The sequence below is a fragment of the Nocardiopsis sp. NPDC006139 genome (genome assembly GCF_040614155.1).
GTDB lineage: Bacteria > Actinomycetota > Actinomycetes > Streptosporangiales > Streptosporangiaceae > Nocardiopsis > Nocardiopsis changdeensis.
Genome location: NZ_JBEXTT010000003.1, coordinates 300,917 through 314,613 on the forward strand (window position 1 = coordinate 300,917; position 13,697 = coordinate 314,613).

At 69.5% G+C, this 13,697-nt stretch carries 14 protein-coding genes; 11 read left to right on the forward strand and 3 right to left on the reverse strand.

The window, feature by feature from the left end:
- Window positions 1-166: 166 nt before the first annotated feature.
- The 3 genes from ABZ249_RS05730 to ABZ249_RS05740 all read left to right on the forward strand — a co-directional run bounded on the left by ABZ249_RS05730 (window position 167) and on the right by ABZ249_RS05740 (window position 2,790).
- Window positions 167-868 (forward strand): WbqC family protein, encoded by a 702-nt coding sequence (locus tag ABZ249_RS05730; protein ID WP_355257951.1) that lies wholly within the window; start codon window positions 167-169, stop codon window positions 866-868.
- Window positions 869-988: 120 nt separating this feature from the next.
- Window positions 989-1,702, forward strand: a complete 714-nt coding sequence (locus tag ABZ249_RS05735; protein ID WP_220564296.1) for a PIG-L family deacetylase — start codon at window positions 989-991, stop codon at window positions 1,700-1,702.
- Between the two features lie 104 nt (window positions 1,703-1,806).
- Window positions 1,807-2,790 (forward strand): SDR family NAD(P)-dependent oxidoreductase, encoded by a 984-nt coding sequence (locus ABZ249_RS05740; RefSeq protein WP_355257753.1) that lies wholly within the window; start codon window positions 1,807-1,809, stop codon window positions 2,788-2,790.
- 460 nt (window positions 2,791-3,250) lie between these two features.
- On the opposite strand, the gene ABZ249_RS05745 is transcribed toward ABZ249_RS05740, so the two are convergent.
- Window positions 3,251-3,625 (reverse strand): DUF202 domain-containing protein, encoded by a 375-nt coding sequence (locus ABZ249_RS05745; protein WP_355257756.1) that lies wholly within the window; start codon window positions 3,623-3,625, stop codon window positions 3,251-3,253.
- A complete protein-coding gene (locus tag ABZ249_RS05750; protein WP_220564293.1) occupies window positions 3,622-3,984 on the reverse strand; it encodes a DUF202 domain-containing protein in 363 nt (120 codons plus the stop codon). The genes ABZ249_RS05745 and ABZ249_RS05750 overlap by 4 nt, the downstream gene beginning before the upstream one ends.
- A 228-nt stretch (window positions 3,985-4,212) precedes the next feature.
- Here ABZ249_RS05750 and trxA point away from each other — a divergent pair, with 228 nt between their 5' ends.
- The 7 genes from trxA (at window position 4,213) to ABZ249_RS05785 (ending at window position 10,474) form a co-directional block, all read left to right on the forward strand.
- Window positions 4,213-4,587 (forward strand): thioredoxin, encoded by a 375-nt coding sequence (trxA, locus tag ABZ249_RS05755; RefSeq protein ID WP_220564292.1) that lies wholly within the window; start codon window positions 4,213-4,215, stop codon window positions 4,585-4,587.
- Window positions 4,588-4,886: 299 nt separating this feature from the next.
- Entirely contained in the window at window positions 4,887-5,759 is an 873-nt protein-coding gene (gene pstB, locus ABZ249_RS05760; RefSeq protein WP_355257761.1) for a phosphate ABC transporter ATP-binding protein PstB, read from the forward strand.
- A 58-nt stretch (window positions 5,760-5,817) separates the two neighbouring features.
- Window positions 5,818-6,603 (forward strand): response regulator transcription factor, encoded by a 786-nt coding sequence (locus ABZ249_RS05765; protein ID WP_220565451.1) that lies wholly within the window; start codon window positions 5,818-5,820, stop codon window positions 6,601-6,603.
- Between the two features lie 371 nt (window positions 6,604-6,974).
- Window positions 6,975-8,066: a phosphate ABC transporter substrate-binding protein PstS gene (pstS, locus tag ABZ249_RS05770; RefSeq protein ID WP_220564290.1), complete on the forward strand. Its 1,092-nt coding sequence runs from the start codon at window positions 6,975-6,977 to the stop codon at window positions 8,064-8,066.
- A gap of 164 nt (window positions 8,067-8,230) precedes the next feature.
- The gene (gene pstC / locus ABZ249_RS05775) at window positions 8,231-9,238 is read left to right on the forward strand and encodes a phosphate ABC transporter permease subunit PstC (protein WP_220564289.1); all 1,008 of its coding nucleotides are present in this window, start codon (window positions 8,231-8,233) and stop codon (window positions 9,236-9,238) included.
- Window positions 9,235-10,146: a phosphate ABC transporter permease PstA gene (gene pstA / locus ABZ249_RS05780; protein ID WP_355257765.1), complete on the forward strand. Its 912-nt coding sequence runs from the start codon at window positions 9,235-9,237 to the stop codon at window positions 10,144-10,146. The genes pstC and pstA overlap by 4 nt, the downstream gene beginning before the upstream one ends.
- Window positions 10,147-10,258: 112 nt before the next feature.
- Complete coding sequence (locus tag ABZ249_RS05785) at window positions 10,259-10,474, forward strand: EF-hand domain-containing protein (protein ID WP_220564287.1); 216 nt, start codon at window positions 10,259-10,261, stop codon at window positions 10,472-10,474.
- A gap of 76 nt (window positions 10,475-10,550) precedes the next feature.
- On the opposite strand, the gene ABZ249_RS05790 is transcribed toward ABZ249_RS05785, so the two are convergent.
- Window positions 10,551-11,240: a spermidine synthase gene (locus ABZ249_RS05790; RefSeq protein WP_220564286.1), complete on the reverse strand. Its 690-nt coding sequence runs from the start codon at window positions 11,238-11,240 to the stop codon at window positions 10,551-10,553.
- A gap of 239 nt (window positions 11,241-11,479) precedes the next feature.
- Between ABZ249_RS05790 and ABZ249_RS05795 the strand changes: the two genes are divergently transcribed.
- Entirely contained in the window at window positions 11,480-13,696 is a 2,217-nt protein-coding gene (locus tag ABZ249_RS05795; RefSeq protein WP_355257769.1) for a carbon starvation CstA family protein, read from the forward strand.
- The last annotated feature ends 1 nt before the right edge of the window (window position 13,697 follow it).

Sequence of the window (13,697 nt, forward strand, 5' to 3'; positions counted from 1 at the left end):
ACGCGGGGGCCCACGTGTTCCGAGACGGACGGAGACAAGGAGAGTGCCCGGCGTGATCGGCGACCCTGCTTCCCCATCACCCGATCCTGCTCCCGCCGCCTCGGATCGAGAACCCGGCTCCGGCCCGCTGACCGGCCGGGACACCTCCCCGGACCGACGCGTCCGGGTGGCGATCCACCAGCCGCACTACCTGCCCTGGCTGGGAACGGTCGACAAACTCGACCGTTGCGACCTCTTCGTCTTCCTCGACACGGTGCAGTTCGAGCGCCGCGGATGGCAGAACCGGAACTATGTGGCCGGACGTGGCCACCCGGTGCTATTGACGGTTCCCGTGACCCAGGGCAGTCGAGACGACCGCATTCTGGACAAAGAGATTGACAACAACCAGAAATGGAGGGCAAAGCACCTCAAGGCACTGGCAGAACACTGTTACCCCAAGACGCCCTACTGGAACGAGTACAAGGAAGAAATCGCCCACCTGTACGAGACCGAGTGGGACGACCTCGCGACCCTGGCCATCGCCACGACGCGGATGGTGATGCGCGGATTCGGCATCGACACGCCGGTCCTGCGCGCGAGCGAGATCGGTGACTTCCCCGGCCGCAAGACCGAGCTGCTGGCCCAGATCTGCGCGAAGACCGGAGCGGACGTCCTGCTGTCCGGCGACGGGGCCCGGGGCTACCTCGACCCGCAGATCCTGCTCCGCTACGGGATCGACGTCGAGTGGCAGGGGTTCCGGCACCCGGTCTACCGCCAGCACCAGCGGGAGCCCGAGGACTTCGCCCCCCGGCTGTCGGCGATCGACCTGCTGCTCAACGCGGGTCCGGACGCCCTGGAGATCCTCCGTCGGGCGAGAGCACAGAGCTGATCTCACACGAGCCGATCTCCCCGTGGCGGCACCGCGGCCGCCGTGTCACCCGGGGCACCCCGCAGTCGCACCGCTCGCGGGCGCGCGCCCCCAACACTCGGTAAAGGACGGGAAACCAGCATGACGACGGACTGGTCCCAGGAACGCATCCTGGTCTTCGCACCACACCCGGACGACGAGACGCTCGGCTGCGGCGGCCTCATGAGCAAGGCCAAGGCCGAGGGCGCCGAGGTCTTCGTGCAGTTCATGACCGTCGGGGACACCGCAGACCAGTCGCCGAAGGGTTTCTCCACCGCGGAGGAGCGCTACGCGGAGATCAAGAAGGTCGCCGACCACTTCCGCTGGGACGACTGGCACATGGCGCTGCCCGGCGACGAGTACCACCTGAGGCTGGACGCCGTCCCCCGCGTGGAGCTCACCCAGATCATCGAGAGCACCAGCCCGCTGGCCGTCTCGCGGCTGCGCCCGACCGTGGTCATCGCCCCCCACCGGACCAGCTACAACCAGGACCACCAGGCCACGGCCGAGGCGGTGCACACCGCCCTGCGCCCGTCCGACAGGGAGCTGCGCCACCACCCCCGCCTGGTGCTCGCCTACGAGGAGGCCGCCGACCAGTGGCGGCTGGAGCAGGCGCCCTCGCCCAACCTCATCGTGGAACTGTCCGAGAAGGAGGTGGGGGACAAACTCCTCGGCATGGAGCTGTACGGGTCGCAGAGCCACCGGCACCCGCACACCCGCTCGGAGTTGACCCTGCGCAGCCTGGCCGTCCTGCGGGGCATGCAGGCCGGCGTCGCCTTCGGCGAGGGCTTCCACATCCTGCGCTGTCTGGCCTGAGCGGCGCCGGGCCCCGCCCCGGCACCGGAACCCCCCACCCATCCCATTTCGCGTCATCTCCCCAGTGAAGAAACAAGTCAACGCCTGAAAATGGAGGGGAAACCATGAAGGCTGTGGTCACCGGAGGAGCCGGCTTCATCGGCTCCCACCTGTGCGACCGCCTCGTCGCACAGGGGCACGAGGTGGTCGTCCTGGACGACCTTTCGACCGGGTCCCTACAGAACCTGGTCCAACTGGAGGGCTCACCCGGGTTCCGCTTCGTACAAGGGGACATCCTGGACCGGGACCTGGTCGACGACCTGGTCTCGCAGGCCGACACGGTGTTCCACCTGGCAGCGGCGGTGGGCGTCTACAACATCGTCGACGCGCCGCTGAGGTCGCTGCGGATCAACCTGCACGGCACCGAGAACGTGGTGGAGGCCGCGGTCCGCCACCGGGTGCCCTACATGGTCGCGTCCACCAGCGAGGTCTACGGCAAGAACGACGCCGACGGGCTCAAGGAGGACGACGACCGGATCTACGGCTCGCCGACCAAGAGCCGCTGGTCCTACGCCGCGGCCAAGGGGCTGGACGAGCTGGTGGCCTACGTGCACGGCTCCGAGTCCGGCGTCCCGTGCGTGATCACCCGCTTCTTCAACGTGGTGGGGCCCCGCCAGACCGGCCGCTACGGCATGGTCGTGCCCCGGTTCGTCGACCAGGCGCTCGCGGGCCGGCCCATCACCGTCTACGGCACCGGAACGCAGCGCCGCTGCTTCGGCTCGGTGTTCGACGTGGTGCCCGGCATGCTGGAGCTGATGGACACCCCGGCGGCCTACAACCGGGCGGTCAACCTGGGCGGGCACGAGGAGGTGTCCATCAAGGGGCTGGCCGACCGCGTCGTGGAGCTGACCGGCTCGGACAGCGAGATCGTCTACATCGACTACGACGAGGCCTACGGCGAGGGCTACGAGGACATGCAGCGCCGCTACCCCGACACCTCGCTGGCCAAGGACCTGATCGGCTACGAGCCGACCCGCGACCTCAACGCCATCATCAACTCGATCGTGGAGCACCGCCGGGCGCAGGACACCGTCCCGCAGCCCGCCTAGCACCGGCCCGCTCCCGCCCGGTCCGGGTCCGGAGCGGACACCTCCCGCCTCTCGCCCGCCGAGGGCGTCCCACTCCATCCCCGCTCATGGAGACCTCCCCGCCGAGGGGGTCCGCTCTCCCCCCTGCCCCGGGGAGACGGCAGAGACGACGGCGCCCCGCAGGGGGCGGCGACCGCCCGTACCGTGCGAACACGATCGTCCGCCCGCAGGCACGGGCCCCGGCCCTCCGGGACCGGCGGCCGACCGCGGTGCGGACGGGCCGTGACGGTGGCCCCTCCCGCCGGGACCCCGTCCGGTCCTCGGACGGACCGCAGACACTGACGCCGACCCGCCACCGGTCACGGAGGGCGCGCGGACGCGCAGGACGCGGCCACGACCCGGGACACACATCGCGCCGTCGCAGCCCGGGCACCGGCCGCCACCGGCACGGACACGCGGAACGGGAGCACCGGGGACACGGTCAGCCGGCGAGCACCGCCGCGATCTGGACGAGGGCCAGCACCAGGACGGACGCGCACAGCAGGACCATGGCCCAGGGCGCGGACACCGCGCGCGGCGGCCCGCCGGTGCCGGCGGGATCGCGCAGGCCCTCGCGGCTGCGGCGCCAGCGCAGCCACAGGTGCAGGCCCACGATGGCGGCGACGAACAGGAAGGCGATCATCAGCGCCATCCGGACCACGGGCGGCGCCTGGGGGATCGGGTTCGCCCCGGTGGTCAGCTCGCCGCGCAGGAACAGCAGCCCCACCACCACCAGCAGGATCAGGGTGCGCTGCCACGCGAGCAGGGTGCGCTCGGGCTGTAGGCCCGGGTCCTCCCGGTCGATCGGACTGCTCACAACAGATGCCCCAAAAGCACCACCAGGCACACCAGCCCCACCGCGAACGTGGTCAGCAGCGGCAGCACGCTCATCCTCAGGGTGCCGCCGTCGCGCATGATGCGCTGGACCCGGTACCAGCGCATCGGGGCGTAGACGGTGATGACCGCGGCCAGGACGGCCAGGGTCAGGCCGACCACCGTGCGCGGCCCCGCATCCCAGCCCAGAGGGAGCAGGTGCAGGACGGCCACCGCTCCGGCCAGCAGGGCCAGCGCGGTGCGCACCCAGGCGAGGAAGGTGCGCTCGTTGGCCAGGGTGAAGCGGTAGTCGACGGGGTCTCCACCCTCTTTGGTGTCCGCGTCGGCCGTGTCAGCACCCATCGGAGTCCCCCTCTTCTCTCCTGTCCCGCCACCGTAGCCCCATCTTCACTTTCCACCCAAACAGGTATTGACCACGTGTTGTGTAGGAAACTTCCAGTTCAGTCCGGACTCCGGGTACTCCCTGCGAGCATGTGGAACAAACGAGTGGGCACGATCGCTGTAGTCCACCAAGAGGAGGACGGCCCGGTCCGACCGGTCCGTCCGACACCGACAGATGCAGGAGATTCCGTGGCCACCGTCGAACTCACCAAGGACAACTTCGCGGACACGCTGAAGGACAACGACTTCGTCCTCATCGACTTCTGGGCGGACTGGTGCGGTCCCTGCCGGCAGTTCGCCCCGGTCTTCGAGCAGTCCTCGGTGAAGAACGCCGACATCGTGCACGCCAAGGTGGACACCGAGGCCCAGCGCGAGCTGGCCTTCGAGTTCAAGATCCAGTCCATCCCGACCCTGATGATCGTGCGGGACCAGACCGTCATCTACAGCGAGCCGGGCGCCCTGCCGTCGGAGGCGCTGGAGAGCCTGATCACCCAGGCCCGCGAGCTGGACATGGAAGAGGTCAGGCAGAAGATCGCCGAGCAGTCCGGCGAAGCGGGCGCCTGACCGGGCGGCCCCGCGCAGAGCACCGGTGCCCCGGCCCAGCGGCCGGGGCACCGCCGTGTCCGGACCCCTCCGGCCGCTCACCAGGCCGGATCCGACTCCGCGGAACCGATCCGTGCGGTTCGGTGACCGGTGGGCAACGGTCCGCGTCATCACACATCCGAGTCCACCGCCCACGTTCATCCGTGCCACGGGGATCGTTCACCGTCACTTCACCCGGACATATTTGCATGGGTTCGACCGCGCCCCGGCGGTTCACCCCCCATGAGCCCGCAAGCACCGTCCGACCCGGAAGTGGCACCATGTCCATCAGCAACACCGCGTCCACTCGTGGCACCGACTCCGGTCGCGGAGTCGCCCCCGACACCGTCCGGTACAACCGCGAGGTGCCCGGGCTGGGAGACCCCGTCTTCGACGTCTCCGGCCTCTCCATCTACTACGGCTCCAACAAGGCCGTGCGCGACGTCGACCTCAAGGTCGGCCCGCGCCAGATCACCGCGATGATCGGCCCCTCCGGCTGCGGCAAGAGCACGGTGCTGCGGACGCTCAACCGGATGAACGACCTCATCCCCGGCGCCCGCGTCGAGGGCAAGGTCGAGTACCACGGCGAGGACCTGTACGCCCCGCACGTCGACCCCATCGAGGTCCGCCGGCGCATCGGGATGGTCTTCCAGAAGCCCAACCCGTTCCCCAAGTCGATCTACGACAACGTCGCCTACGGACCCCGCATCAACGGCATGCGCGGCAACATGGACGACCTGGTCGAGGAGACCCTCACCAAGGCCGCCCTGTGGGACGAGGTCAAGGACAAGCTCAAGGAGAGCGCCTTCGCCCTCTCCGGCGGCCAGCAGCAGCGCCTCTGCATCGCGCGGACCGTCGCGGTGAACCCCGAGGTCATCCTCATGGACGAGCCGTGCTCGGCACTGGACCCGATCGCCACGCTCAAGATCGAGGACCTGATGTACGAGCTGGCGGCCGAGTACACGATCGTCATCGTCACCCACAACATGCAGCAGGCCGCGCGCGTCTCCGACCGCACCGCGTTCTTCACCGCGGGCGTCGACGAGAAGGGCGAGCGCTACGGCAGCCTGGTGGAGTTCGACGAGACCGCCACCATCTTCAGCAAGCCGGCCGACCAGCGCACCGAGGACTACATCTCCGGCCGCTTCGGCTGATCGGAAAGCCCCGCAGACCTCTTCGACACGCCCTCCCCGACGAAGTGGAACCATGACCATGACCGCGCTCCCCGCCTCCACGTCCGTCCCCCGTCCCGCGGGCGCCCCGGACGACGCGGTGGAGCGCGCGGAAGGCCCGCTGCGGGTCCTGCTGGTGGAGCCTGAGTCGGAGCAGTCGCACCAGCTGGTGCTCTCGCTCAGCGGCCACGACGTGGACATCACCGTGTGCGTCGACGGGGCCGAGGCCCTGCTGCGGGTGGGGCTGCTGCGCCCGGACACGATCGTCACCAGCGCCACCCCGCCCGAGGTCGACCTGGAGACGCTGGTGCGGGTGACCCGGCGCGCGACCGACATCCCGATCCTCATCGGAGTGGGCCCCGGCGACTCCCAGCGCGCGCTGCGCGCGCTGGCCGCCGGGGCCACCGCCTGCGTCAACCGGCCCTACCGCATCCCGGAGCTGGCCGCGCTGCTGCGCGGCTCGCTGCCGGGGGTGGACGGCCACCACTCCCTGGAGCACGTCTCCGGCCCCGGCACGTCGCTGCGCTCGGGCGCCCTGGAGCTGGACGCCCTGGGGCACCGGCTGTTCGTGGACGGCCATCCGGTGGACCTGGCGCTTCGGGAGTTCGGGATCATGGACTTCCTGCTGCGCCACCACGGCCGGGTGGTCAGCCGCGAGGAGCTGTGGACCGAGGTCTGGCACAAGCCGCTGCCCCCGGTGAACAACACCATCGCCGTGCACATCCGCCGGCTGCGTCACAAGCTGGGTGACTCCGAGGCCCGTCCGAGGTTCATCCACACCGTGCGCGGAATCGGCTACCGATTGGACACTGCGAACGGCGGATAAGCATGCTCTGAACTTTCTCCAAGGGTCCCCCGGCACGTCCGGGGCGACCCCTTGTTCATGTTCGCGTCACTTCTCTCGAAGACGCACGCGAAAGTGAATGATCGAAAAATCCCCAATATCGGCGCGATGACCCCGCACTCCCCGCTCTACTTGGCATACCCGCAGGTCATCACAGTGGGATTCGCCACGGCGACACCCCGGACACAGAACCATCACACGCCGCTCGTTACCGGAATGTGACCACCATTCACCCTCCATTCACCCGACTTCCACCGAAGGTCTGCCATTTCGATGGCGACACGACTTTCTCCGCGTTTAACGTCGTTTCACGTCAGCCCCGACAGCGGTGATTCAACGAGGAGAACTTCGACATGCGCAACGGGCGTTCCAAGCTCGCCGTCCTGGCGGCCATCCCCCTGCTCGCCACTGCGTGCGGCGGCGGAGGCGACACCGGTGGTGACACCGGCGGTGACGCTGCCGCCGAGCAGCTCAGCGCTTCGCTGACCGGCGCGGGCGCCAGCTTCCCCGACCCGCTCTTCCAGGACCTGATCTACACCTACAACCAGGACGTCCAGCCCGGCGTCCAGATCAACTACCAGAGCGTCGGCTCCGGTGCCGGTGTGGAGCAGTTCCTGGAGCAGACCGTCGACTTCGGCTCCTCCGAGGAGCCCCTGGACGACGAGGACCTGGCCGCCGCCCAGGAGGCCCGCAGCTGCGAGGCCGTCCAGTTCCCGGTGGTCTTCGGCGCCGTGGTCATCGCGTTCAGCAACGAGGCCCTGGACGGCCTGGTCCTGGACGCCGAGACGATCGCCGGGATCTACTCCCGCGAGATCACCACCTTCGACGACCCGGCGATCGCCGAGCTCAACCCCGACATGGAACTGCCGAGCGACGAGATCATCCCGGTCCACCGCTCCGACAGCTCCGGCACCACCTACGTGTTCAGCCACTACCTGTCCACCGAGGTCGAGTCCTGGGCCGACGAGTACGGCGAGGGCAAGGAGCTCGACTGGGCCGACGGCCTGGTCGGCGGCCAGCAGAACGACGGCGTCACCCAGGGCATCACCCAGAACCCCGGCGGTATCGGCTACGTCAACCAGTCCTACGCCCAGGAGGCCGGACTGGCCGTCGCCCACATCGTGAACGAGGACGGCACCCCGATCGAGCCCACCCTGGAGGCCACCATGGCCGCCTCCGAGGAGGTCGAGGTCCCGGACAACTTCCAGTTCGCGATCGACAACGTCGGCGGTGACGGCTACCCGATCGCCGGCTCCAACTGGATCTTCACCTACACCTGCGGCTACGAGCAGGCCAACGCCGACGCGATCATCGACTTCTGGACCTGGGCGCTGACCGACCAGAGCGCCCGCGACCTCGCCGGCGAGCTGGGCTACGCCCCCCTGGGCGAGGCCCTGACCGACCGCGTCGTCGCCGAGCTGGAGAAGACCAACTCCGCCAACTAGCGCGGCCCCCTCCCCGAGGCGCGAGGTTCCCCTCCCCCTCCCGGAGACCCTCCGCGGCGGCCGGGCCGACCGGCCCGGCCGCCGCCCTTCCACCCCTCTTCCGCCCCGTGGTGCCGGGGCGGGGACGCTCTCCACTCCCCACGAAAGCCACAGAGGAGAAGCACATGTCCACCGAGGCCCCCGAGGCCCCGCAGGCCCCCGAGGACTCCCCACGGAGGACCTTGTCGGCCGGCAGAGGGCGCCTGGCCGACCCGATCTTCAAGTGGACGGTCGCCGCCTGCGGGACCGTCGTGCTGGTCATCCTGGCGCTGATGGTCGTCCGGACGACCACCGAGGCCTGGCCGGTGTTCGCCAAGGAGGGCTTCTTCGGCTTCCTCCTCGGGGAGGACTGGACGGCGGGCGGCTCCCGGACCGAGATCACCGGTACCTACGGCGCCTGGCCGTTCATCTACGGCACCCTGGTCACCGCGACCATCGCGATCGTCATCGCGCTGCCGCTGTCCATCATGGTCGCCGTCTACCTCACCCACATGGCCCCGCGCCGCATCGCCAAGCCGCTCTCCTACACGGTGGAGCTGCTGGCCGCGGTGCCCAGCGTCATCTTCGGCCTCTGGGGCCTGCACTGGTTCCTGCCGAACGTGATGCGGCCCTTCTTCGACCTGGTCGAGTCGACCCTGGGCTGGTTCTTCCTCTTCGAGGGCCCGGTGCGCGGCGTCGGCTACTTCCCCGCCGGGATCGTGCTGGCCATCATGATCCTGCCGATCATGACCGCCATCATCCGCGAGGTCATCGTGGTGCAGCCGCTGGAGCAGCAGATGGCCGGCTACGCGCTGGGCTCCACCCGGTGGGAGGTCATCACCAAGGTGGTGCTGCCCGCCAGCTTCTCCGGCATCGTCGCCGCGACCATGCTGGGCCTGGGCCGCGCCCTCGGCGAGACCATCGCCGTCCTGATGCTGATCGGCGGCTCCCAGTCCTGGGGCGCCAGCCTCTTCGGCGCCGGCAGCAGCATGGCCTCGCACATCGCCGCGACCTTCGGCGAGTCCTCGCCGGAGACCCGGACGGCGCTGATGGCGATCGGTGTCGCCCTCTTCCTCGTCACGATGATCATCAACGTCCTGGCCCGCGTCGTCGTGTGGCGCCTGGGGCAGTTCACGGGAGACGCCGCCGTATGAGCACCGCGACCACCACACCCCCGACCCCGGCGCAGCACGTCCCGCTGAGCGTGCGTCCGCCCGGCACCGGCTACCGGCGGTTCAAGAACCGCGCGGCCACGGTCGTCCTGACCGGCGCGATGATCCTCGCGATGATCCCGCTGTTCCTCATCATCTTCGAGGTCACCCGGCGCGGCATCGGCGTGGTGAACCTGGAGTTCTTCACCGCCACCGAGCCCCCGCCCCGGCGCGAGGGCGGCGGCTACGCCGCCGGGTTCTTCGGCACGCTGTACATCATGGCGCTGGCCGTCGCGATGTCGATCCCGTTCGGCATCGCCACCGCCGTGTACATCGTGGAGTTCGGCCCCAACCGCCTGACCGGCGCGATCCGGTTCTTCACCGACGTCATGACCGGCATCCCCTCGATCTTCGTGGGTCTGTTCGTCTACGGCCTGCTGGTGATCGGCTGGGGGGCGATGGGCTTCGGCACGTTCGTGGGCGCCGTCGCGATCGCGGTGATGATGCTGCCGATCGTCACACGCTCGGCGGAGGAGATGCTGCGGCTGGTCCCGGACGAGATCCGCAACGCCAGCTACGGCCTGGGCGCCCGCAAGTGGCAGACCATCGTCCACACGGTGCTGCCCGCCGCCGCCCCGGGCCTGACCACCGGCTCGATGCTGGCGATCGCCCGCGGTATCGGCGAGACCGCGCCGCTGCTGCTGACGGCGTTCGGCACCGGCATCATCGTCACCGCGTTCCAGGGCTCCCCCCAGGGCGCCGTGCCGATGCAGCTGTACCGCGGTGCGGCCCAGCCGTTCGAGGCGGGCATCGACCGCGCGTGGGGCGCGGCGCTGTGCCTGTTCGTGCTGGTGCTGCTGTTCACGGTCATCGCCCGCTGGATCGGCTCCCGGGCCTCGGTCGGCAAGTGACCTGAACACGCCCCCCGAACGAAGGGCCGCCCCGGTGCGAGAACCGCCCGGTGCGGCCCTTCGTCCTACCGGTAGCCTTTCCGCACCAACGGACCCCCGACTGGGAGAGACAATGCCCGAAACCTCCGAGTACGCCGCCACGTTCGCCCTCGTGGACGCCGACGGCGACGGCCGCATCACCGCCTCCGAGCTGGTCGCCCTCATGCGCAACCTCGGCGACGAGTGCACCGACGAGCAGGCCGCCGAAACGGTGAGCGCCATGGACTCCGACGGCGACTCCCGCATCTCCCTGGAGGAGTTCGCCCGCTTCATGTCCTCCCGCGGCTGAGGCCCCCGCCGTGCCCGCCCCCTGACCGCGGTCCCGGCGGCGGGCACGGCGTCCCGCGGCCGGAACCGCTCCGCGGTCAGGCCTCCCGGGCGAGGTAGACGGTGTCGGGGATGCTGTGGGCCACCGTCACCTCGATCGCCTCCACGTGGGTGAAGCGCTCGCGCAGCAGGGCCTCGAAGGACTCCACCGGGTTGGCGCTCCAGAACGCCAGCACCCCGCCCGGGGCCAACAGCCCCTTGAGCAGGTCCAGCCCCGCCGCCCGGTACAGCCGGCCGTTGGCCTCGGTCACGGTCCAGTCCGGGCCGTTGTCGGTGTCCAGGCAGATCGCGTCGTAGCGCTGCGGCCGCCCGGCCGCCGCCTCCGTCCAGGCGACGATGTCGGCGTTGTGCACCCGGCAGCGGGGGTCGCGGTGCACGTAGCCCGCGGCCTCGCCCAGTTCGCCGTCGTGCCAGGCGATGACCTGCGGCTCCAGCTCGACGACCTCCACCAGGGAGACCCGGGGGTCGTCCAGCGCCTCCCGCGCCGAGAAGCCCACCCCCAGGCCGCCGATGAGGACCCGCGCCCGGCCGCGCCCCCGCGGCAGCGCCGCCAGGCTCGCGCGCACCATCTCGCGCTCCGAGGTGCCGTCCCGGGTGTCCATGAGGAACACCCCGTTGCTGTAGATCTCGTAGTGCGCGCCCACCCGGCGCAGCACCAGGTCTCCGCCCGTCTCACCCGTGACGCGGGCGAGCGTCTCCTTCTCCTCCGCCACCTGTGGTGTCTCCATTCCGCCATTGTGCCCGCCCGCGCACCCACCGTGTCGGCCGGACCGGAAAGCCGTACGGGCAGGGCACGCGCGGTTCCCCCCACTTACCAGATGGTTTCGGGAAAGTTCCCAAAGTATTGAATCTGCAATGCAACCGATTCCTTTGTGACGCCCGCAACACGGGTAGGTCCTGCACGATTGTCGCGATATGGCTCCCGGATTCCTCCCCGGGTTCCCGACAGGTTAGAGAGAAGGATCAGATGTCCTCTGTTCCGGTCAATGGCAAGGCGGGGCCCCCGCCGGCGCCGGACAAGCCGAAGTGGACACCACAGAGCATCGCCATCTGGGCCGGCGTCGCCCTCGTGGGAGCGGTCGCGTGGGGCGTGATCGCCATCGGCCGAGGCGAGGAGATCTCGGCCGCCTGGCTGATCTTCGCCGCGCTCGCCTCCTACGCCATCGCCTACCGCTTCTACGCACGGTTCATCCAGTACAAGGTGCTGATGGCCGACCCGACCCGGGCCACCCCGGCCGAGCGCCTCAACAACGGCGCCGACTACCACCCGACCGACCGCCGGGTGCTCTACGGCCACCACTTCGCCGCCATCGCCGGCGCCGGACCCCTCGTCGGCCCGGTCCTCGCGGCGCAGATGGGCTTCATGCCCGGCACCATCTGGATCATCCTGGGTGTGATCTTCGCGGGTGCCGTGCAGGACATGGTCGTGCTGTTCTTCTCCACCCGCCGCAACGGCCGCTCGCTCGGCCAGATGGCGCGCGAGGAGATCGGCCCGGTCGGCGGCATCGCCGCGCTCATCGCGGTGCTGTCCATCATGATCATCCTGCTGGCCGTGCTGGCCATGGTCGTCGTGAACGCCCTGGCCGAGTCGCCGTGGGGCGCGTTCTCGCTGATCATGACCATCCCCATCGCCCTGTTCATGGGCGTGTACCTGCGGTTCGTCAGGCCCGGCAAGGTCATGGAGACCTCCGCCATCGGCGTCGTCCTGCTGCTGCTGTCCATCGTCGGCGGCGGCTGGGTGGCCGAGCACGCCGTGCTGAGCGAGGTCTTCCTCTTCAGCAAGAACGAACTGACCATCGGCCTGATCGTCTACGGCTTCGTCGCCTCGGTGCTGCCCGTGTGGCTGCTGCTGGCGCCGCGCGACTACCTGTCGACCTTCATGAAGGTCGGCGTGGTCGTCCTGCTCGCGGTTTCCATCCTCATCGCGATGCCGTCGCTGCAGCTGCCGCGGTTCACCGAGTTCGCGTTCAACGGCCAGGGCCCCGTGGTGGCCGGGCCGCTGTTCCCGTTCGTGTTCATCACGATCGCCTGCGGCGCGCTGTCGGGGTTCCACGCGCTGATCTCCTCGGGCACCACGCCCAAGCTCATCGAGAAGGAGACCCAGGTCCGCATGATCGGGTACGGCTCGATGCTCACCGAGTCGTTCGTGGCGGTCATGGCGCTGATCACCGCGTGCATCATCGACCCCGGCGTGTACTTCGCGATGAACATGCCGATGAACGCCCTGGGCGGCAGTGTGGAGTCCGCCGCGCAGACCGTCAGCCAGCTCGGCTTCACGGTGGACGCCGCGACACTGCAGCAGATCGCGACGAACATCGGCGAGAGCGAGATCATCGCCCGGACCGGCGGCGCGCCGACGTTCGCGCTGGGTGCCGCGACGATCTTCTCCAACGTGTTCGGCGGCCAGGCCATGATGGCGTTCTGGTACCACTTCGCCGTCATGTTCGAGGCGCTGTTCATCCTCACCACCGTCGACGCCGGAACCCGCGTCGGCCGGTTCATGCTCCAGGACACCCTGGGCAACGTGTACAAGCCGATGCGCGACACGAGCTGGCGGCCCGGCGCGTGGATCTGTAGCGCTCTGATCGTCGGCGGCTGGGGCTACTTCCTGTGGGCGGGCGTGAACGACCCGCTGGGCGGTATCAACCAGCTGTTCCCGCTGTTCGGCATCGCGAACCAGCTGCTGGCGGCGATCGCCCTGGCGGTGTGCACCACGCTGATCATCAAGTCCGGCAGGGCCAAGTACGCCTGGGTCACCCTGGTGCCGCTGGCCTGGGACGCGGTGGTCACCCTGACCGCGAGCTACCAGAAGGTGTTCTCCGACGACCCGAAGATCGGGTTCTTCGCCCAGCGCAGCCAGTTCTCCGAGGCGCTCGCCAACGGCGAGCCCGGGGTGGGCGCGGTGCAGGGCGAGGAGGCCATGCGCCAGGTGGTCGTGAACACGACGGTCCAGGGCACGCTGTCGGTGCTGTTCGCGCTGCTGGTGGTCATCATCCTGGCCGACTCGGTCCGGGTGTGGATCAAGGCGCTGCGCGCCCCGGAGGGCACGCTGCCCATCACCGAGATCCCGTACGAGAGGTCCAAGACCTGGGCCCCGGACGGGCTCATCCCGAGCCGTGAGGAGCGCGAGTACGCTCGGCAGCTGGAGAGCGTGGGCGGTTCCTCCGAGGAGAAGAAGGAGTAGC

What these genes read in the sequence shown, in the direction of transcription:
- ABZ249_RS05735 (WP_220564296.1), top strand. Translation starts at nt 989, where the DNA reads ATGACGACGGACTGGTCCCAGGAACGCATCCTGGTCTTCGCACCACAC.
- ABZ249_RS05740 (WP_355257753.1), top strand. Translation starts at nt 1,807, where the DNA reads ATGAAGGCTGTGGTCACCGGAGGAGCCGGCTTCATCGGCTCCCACCTG.
- ABZ249_RS05750 (WP_220564293.1), bottom strand. Translation starts at nt 3,984, where the DNA reads ATGGGTGCTGACACGGCCGACGCGGACACCAAAGAGGGTGGAGACCCC.
- pstB (WP_355257761.1), top strand. Translation starts at nt 4,887, where the DNA reads ATGTCCATCAGCAACACCGCGTCCACTCGTGGCACCGACTCCGGTCGC.
- ABZ249_RS05765 (WP_220565451.1), top strand. Translation starts at nt 5,818, where the DNA reads ATGACCGCGCTCCCCGCCTCCACGTCCGTCCCCCGTCCCGCGGGCGCC.
- pstS (WP_220564290.1), top strand. Translation starts at nt 6,975, where the DNA reads ATGCGCAACGGGCGTTCCAAGCTCGCCGTCCTGGCGGCCATCCCCCTG.
- pstC (WP_220564289.1), top strand. Translation starts at nt 8,231, where the DNA reads ATGTCCACCGAGGCCCCCGAGGCCCCGCAGGCCCCCGAGGACTCCCCA.
- pstA (WP_355257765.1), top strand. Translation starts at nt 9,235, where the DNA reads ATGAGCACCGCGACCACCACACCCCCGACCCCGGCGCAGCACGTCCCG.
- ABZ249_RS05785 (WP_220564287.1), top strand. Translation starts at nt 10,259, where the DNA reads ATGCCCGAAACCTCCGAGTACGCCGCCACGTTCGCCCTCGTGGACGCC.
- ABZ249_RS05790 (WP_220564286.1), bottom strand. Translation starts at nt 11,240, where the DNA reads ATGGAGACACCACAGGTGGCGGAGGAGAAGGAGACGCTCGCCCGCGTC.
- ABZ249_RS05795 (WP_355257769.1), top strand. Translation starts at nt 11,480, where the DNA reads ATGTCCTCTGTTCCGGTCAATGGCAAGGCGGGGCCCCCGCCGGCGCCG.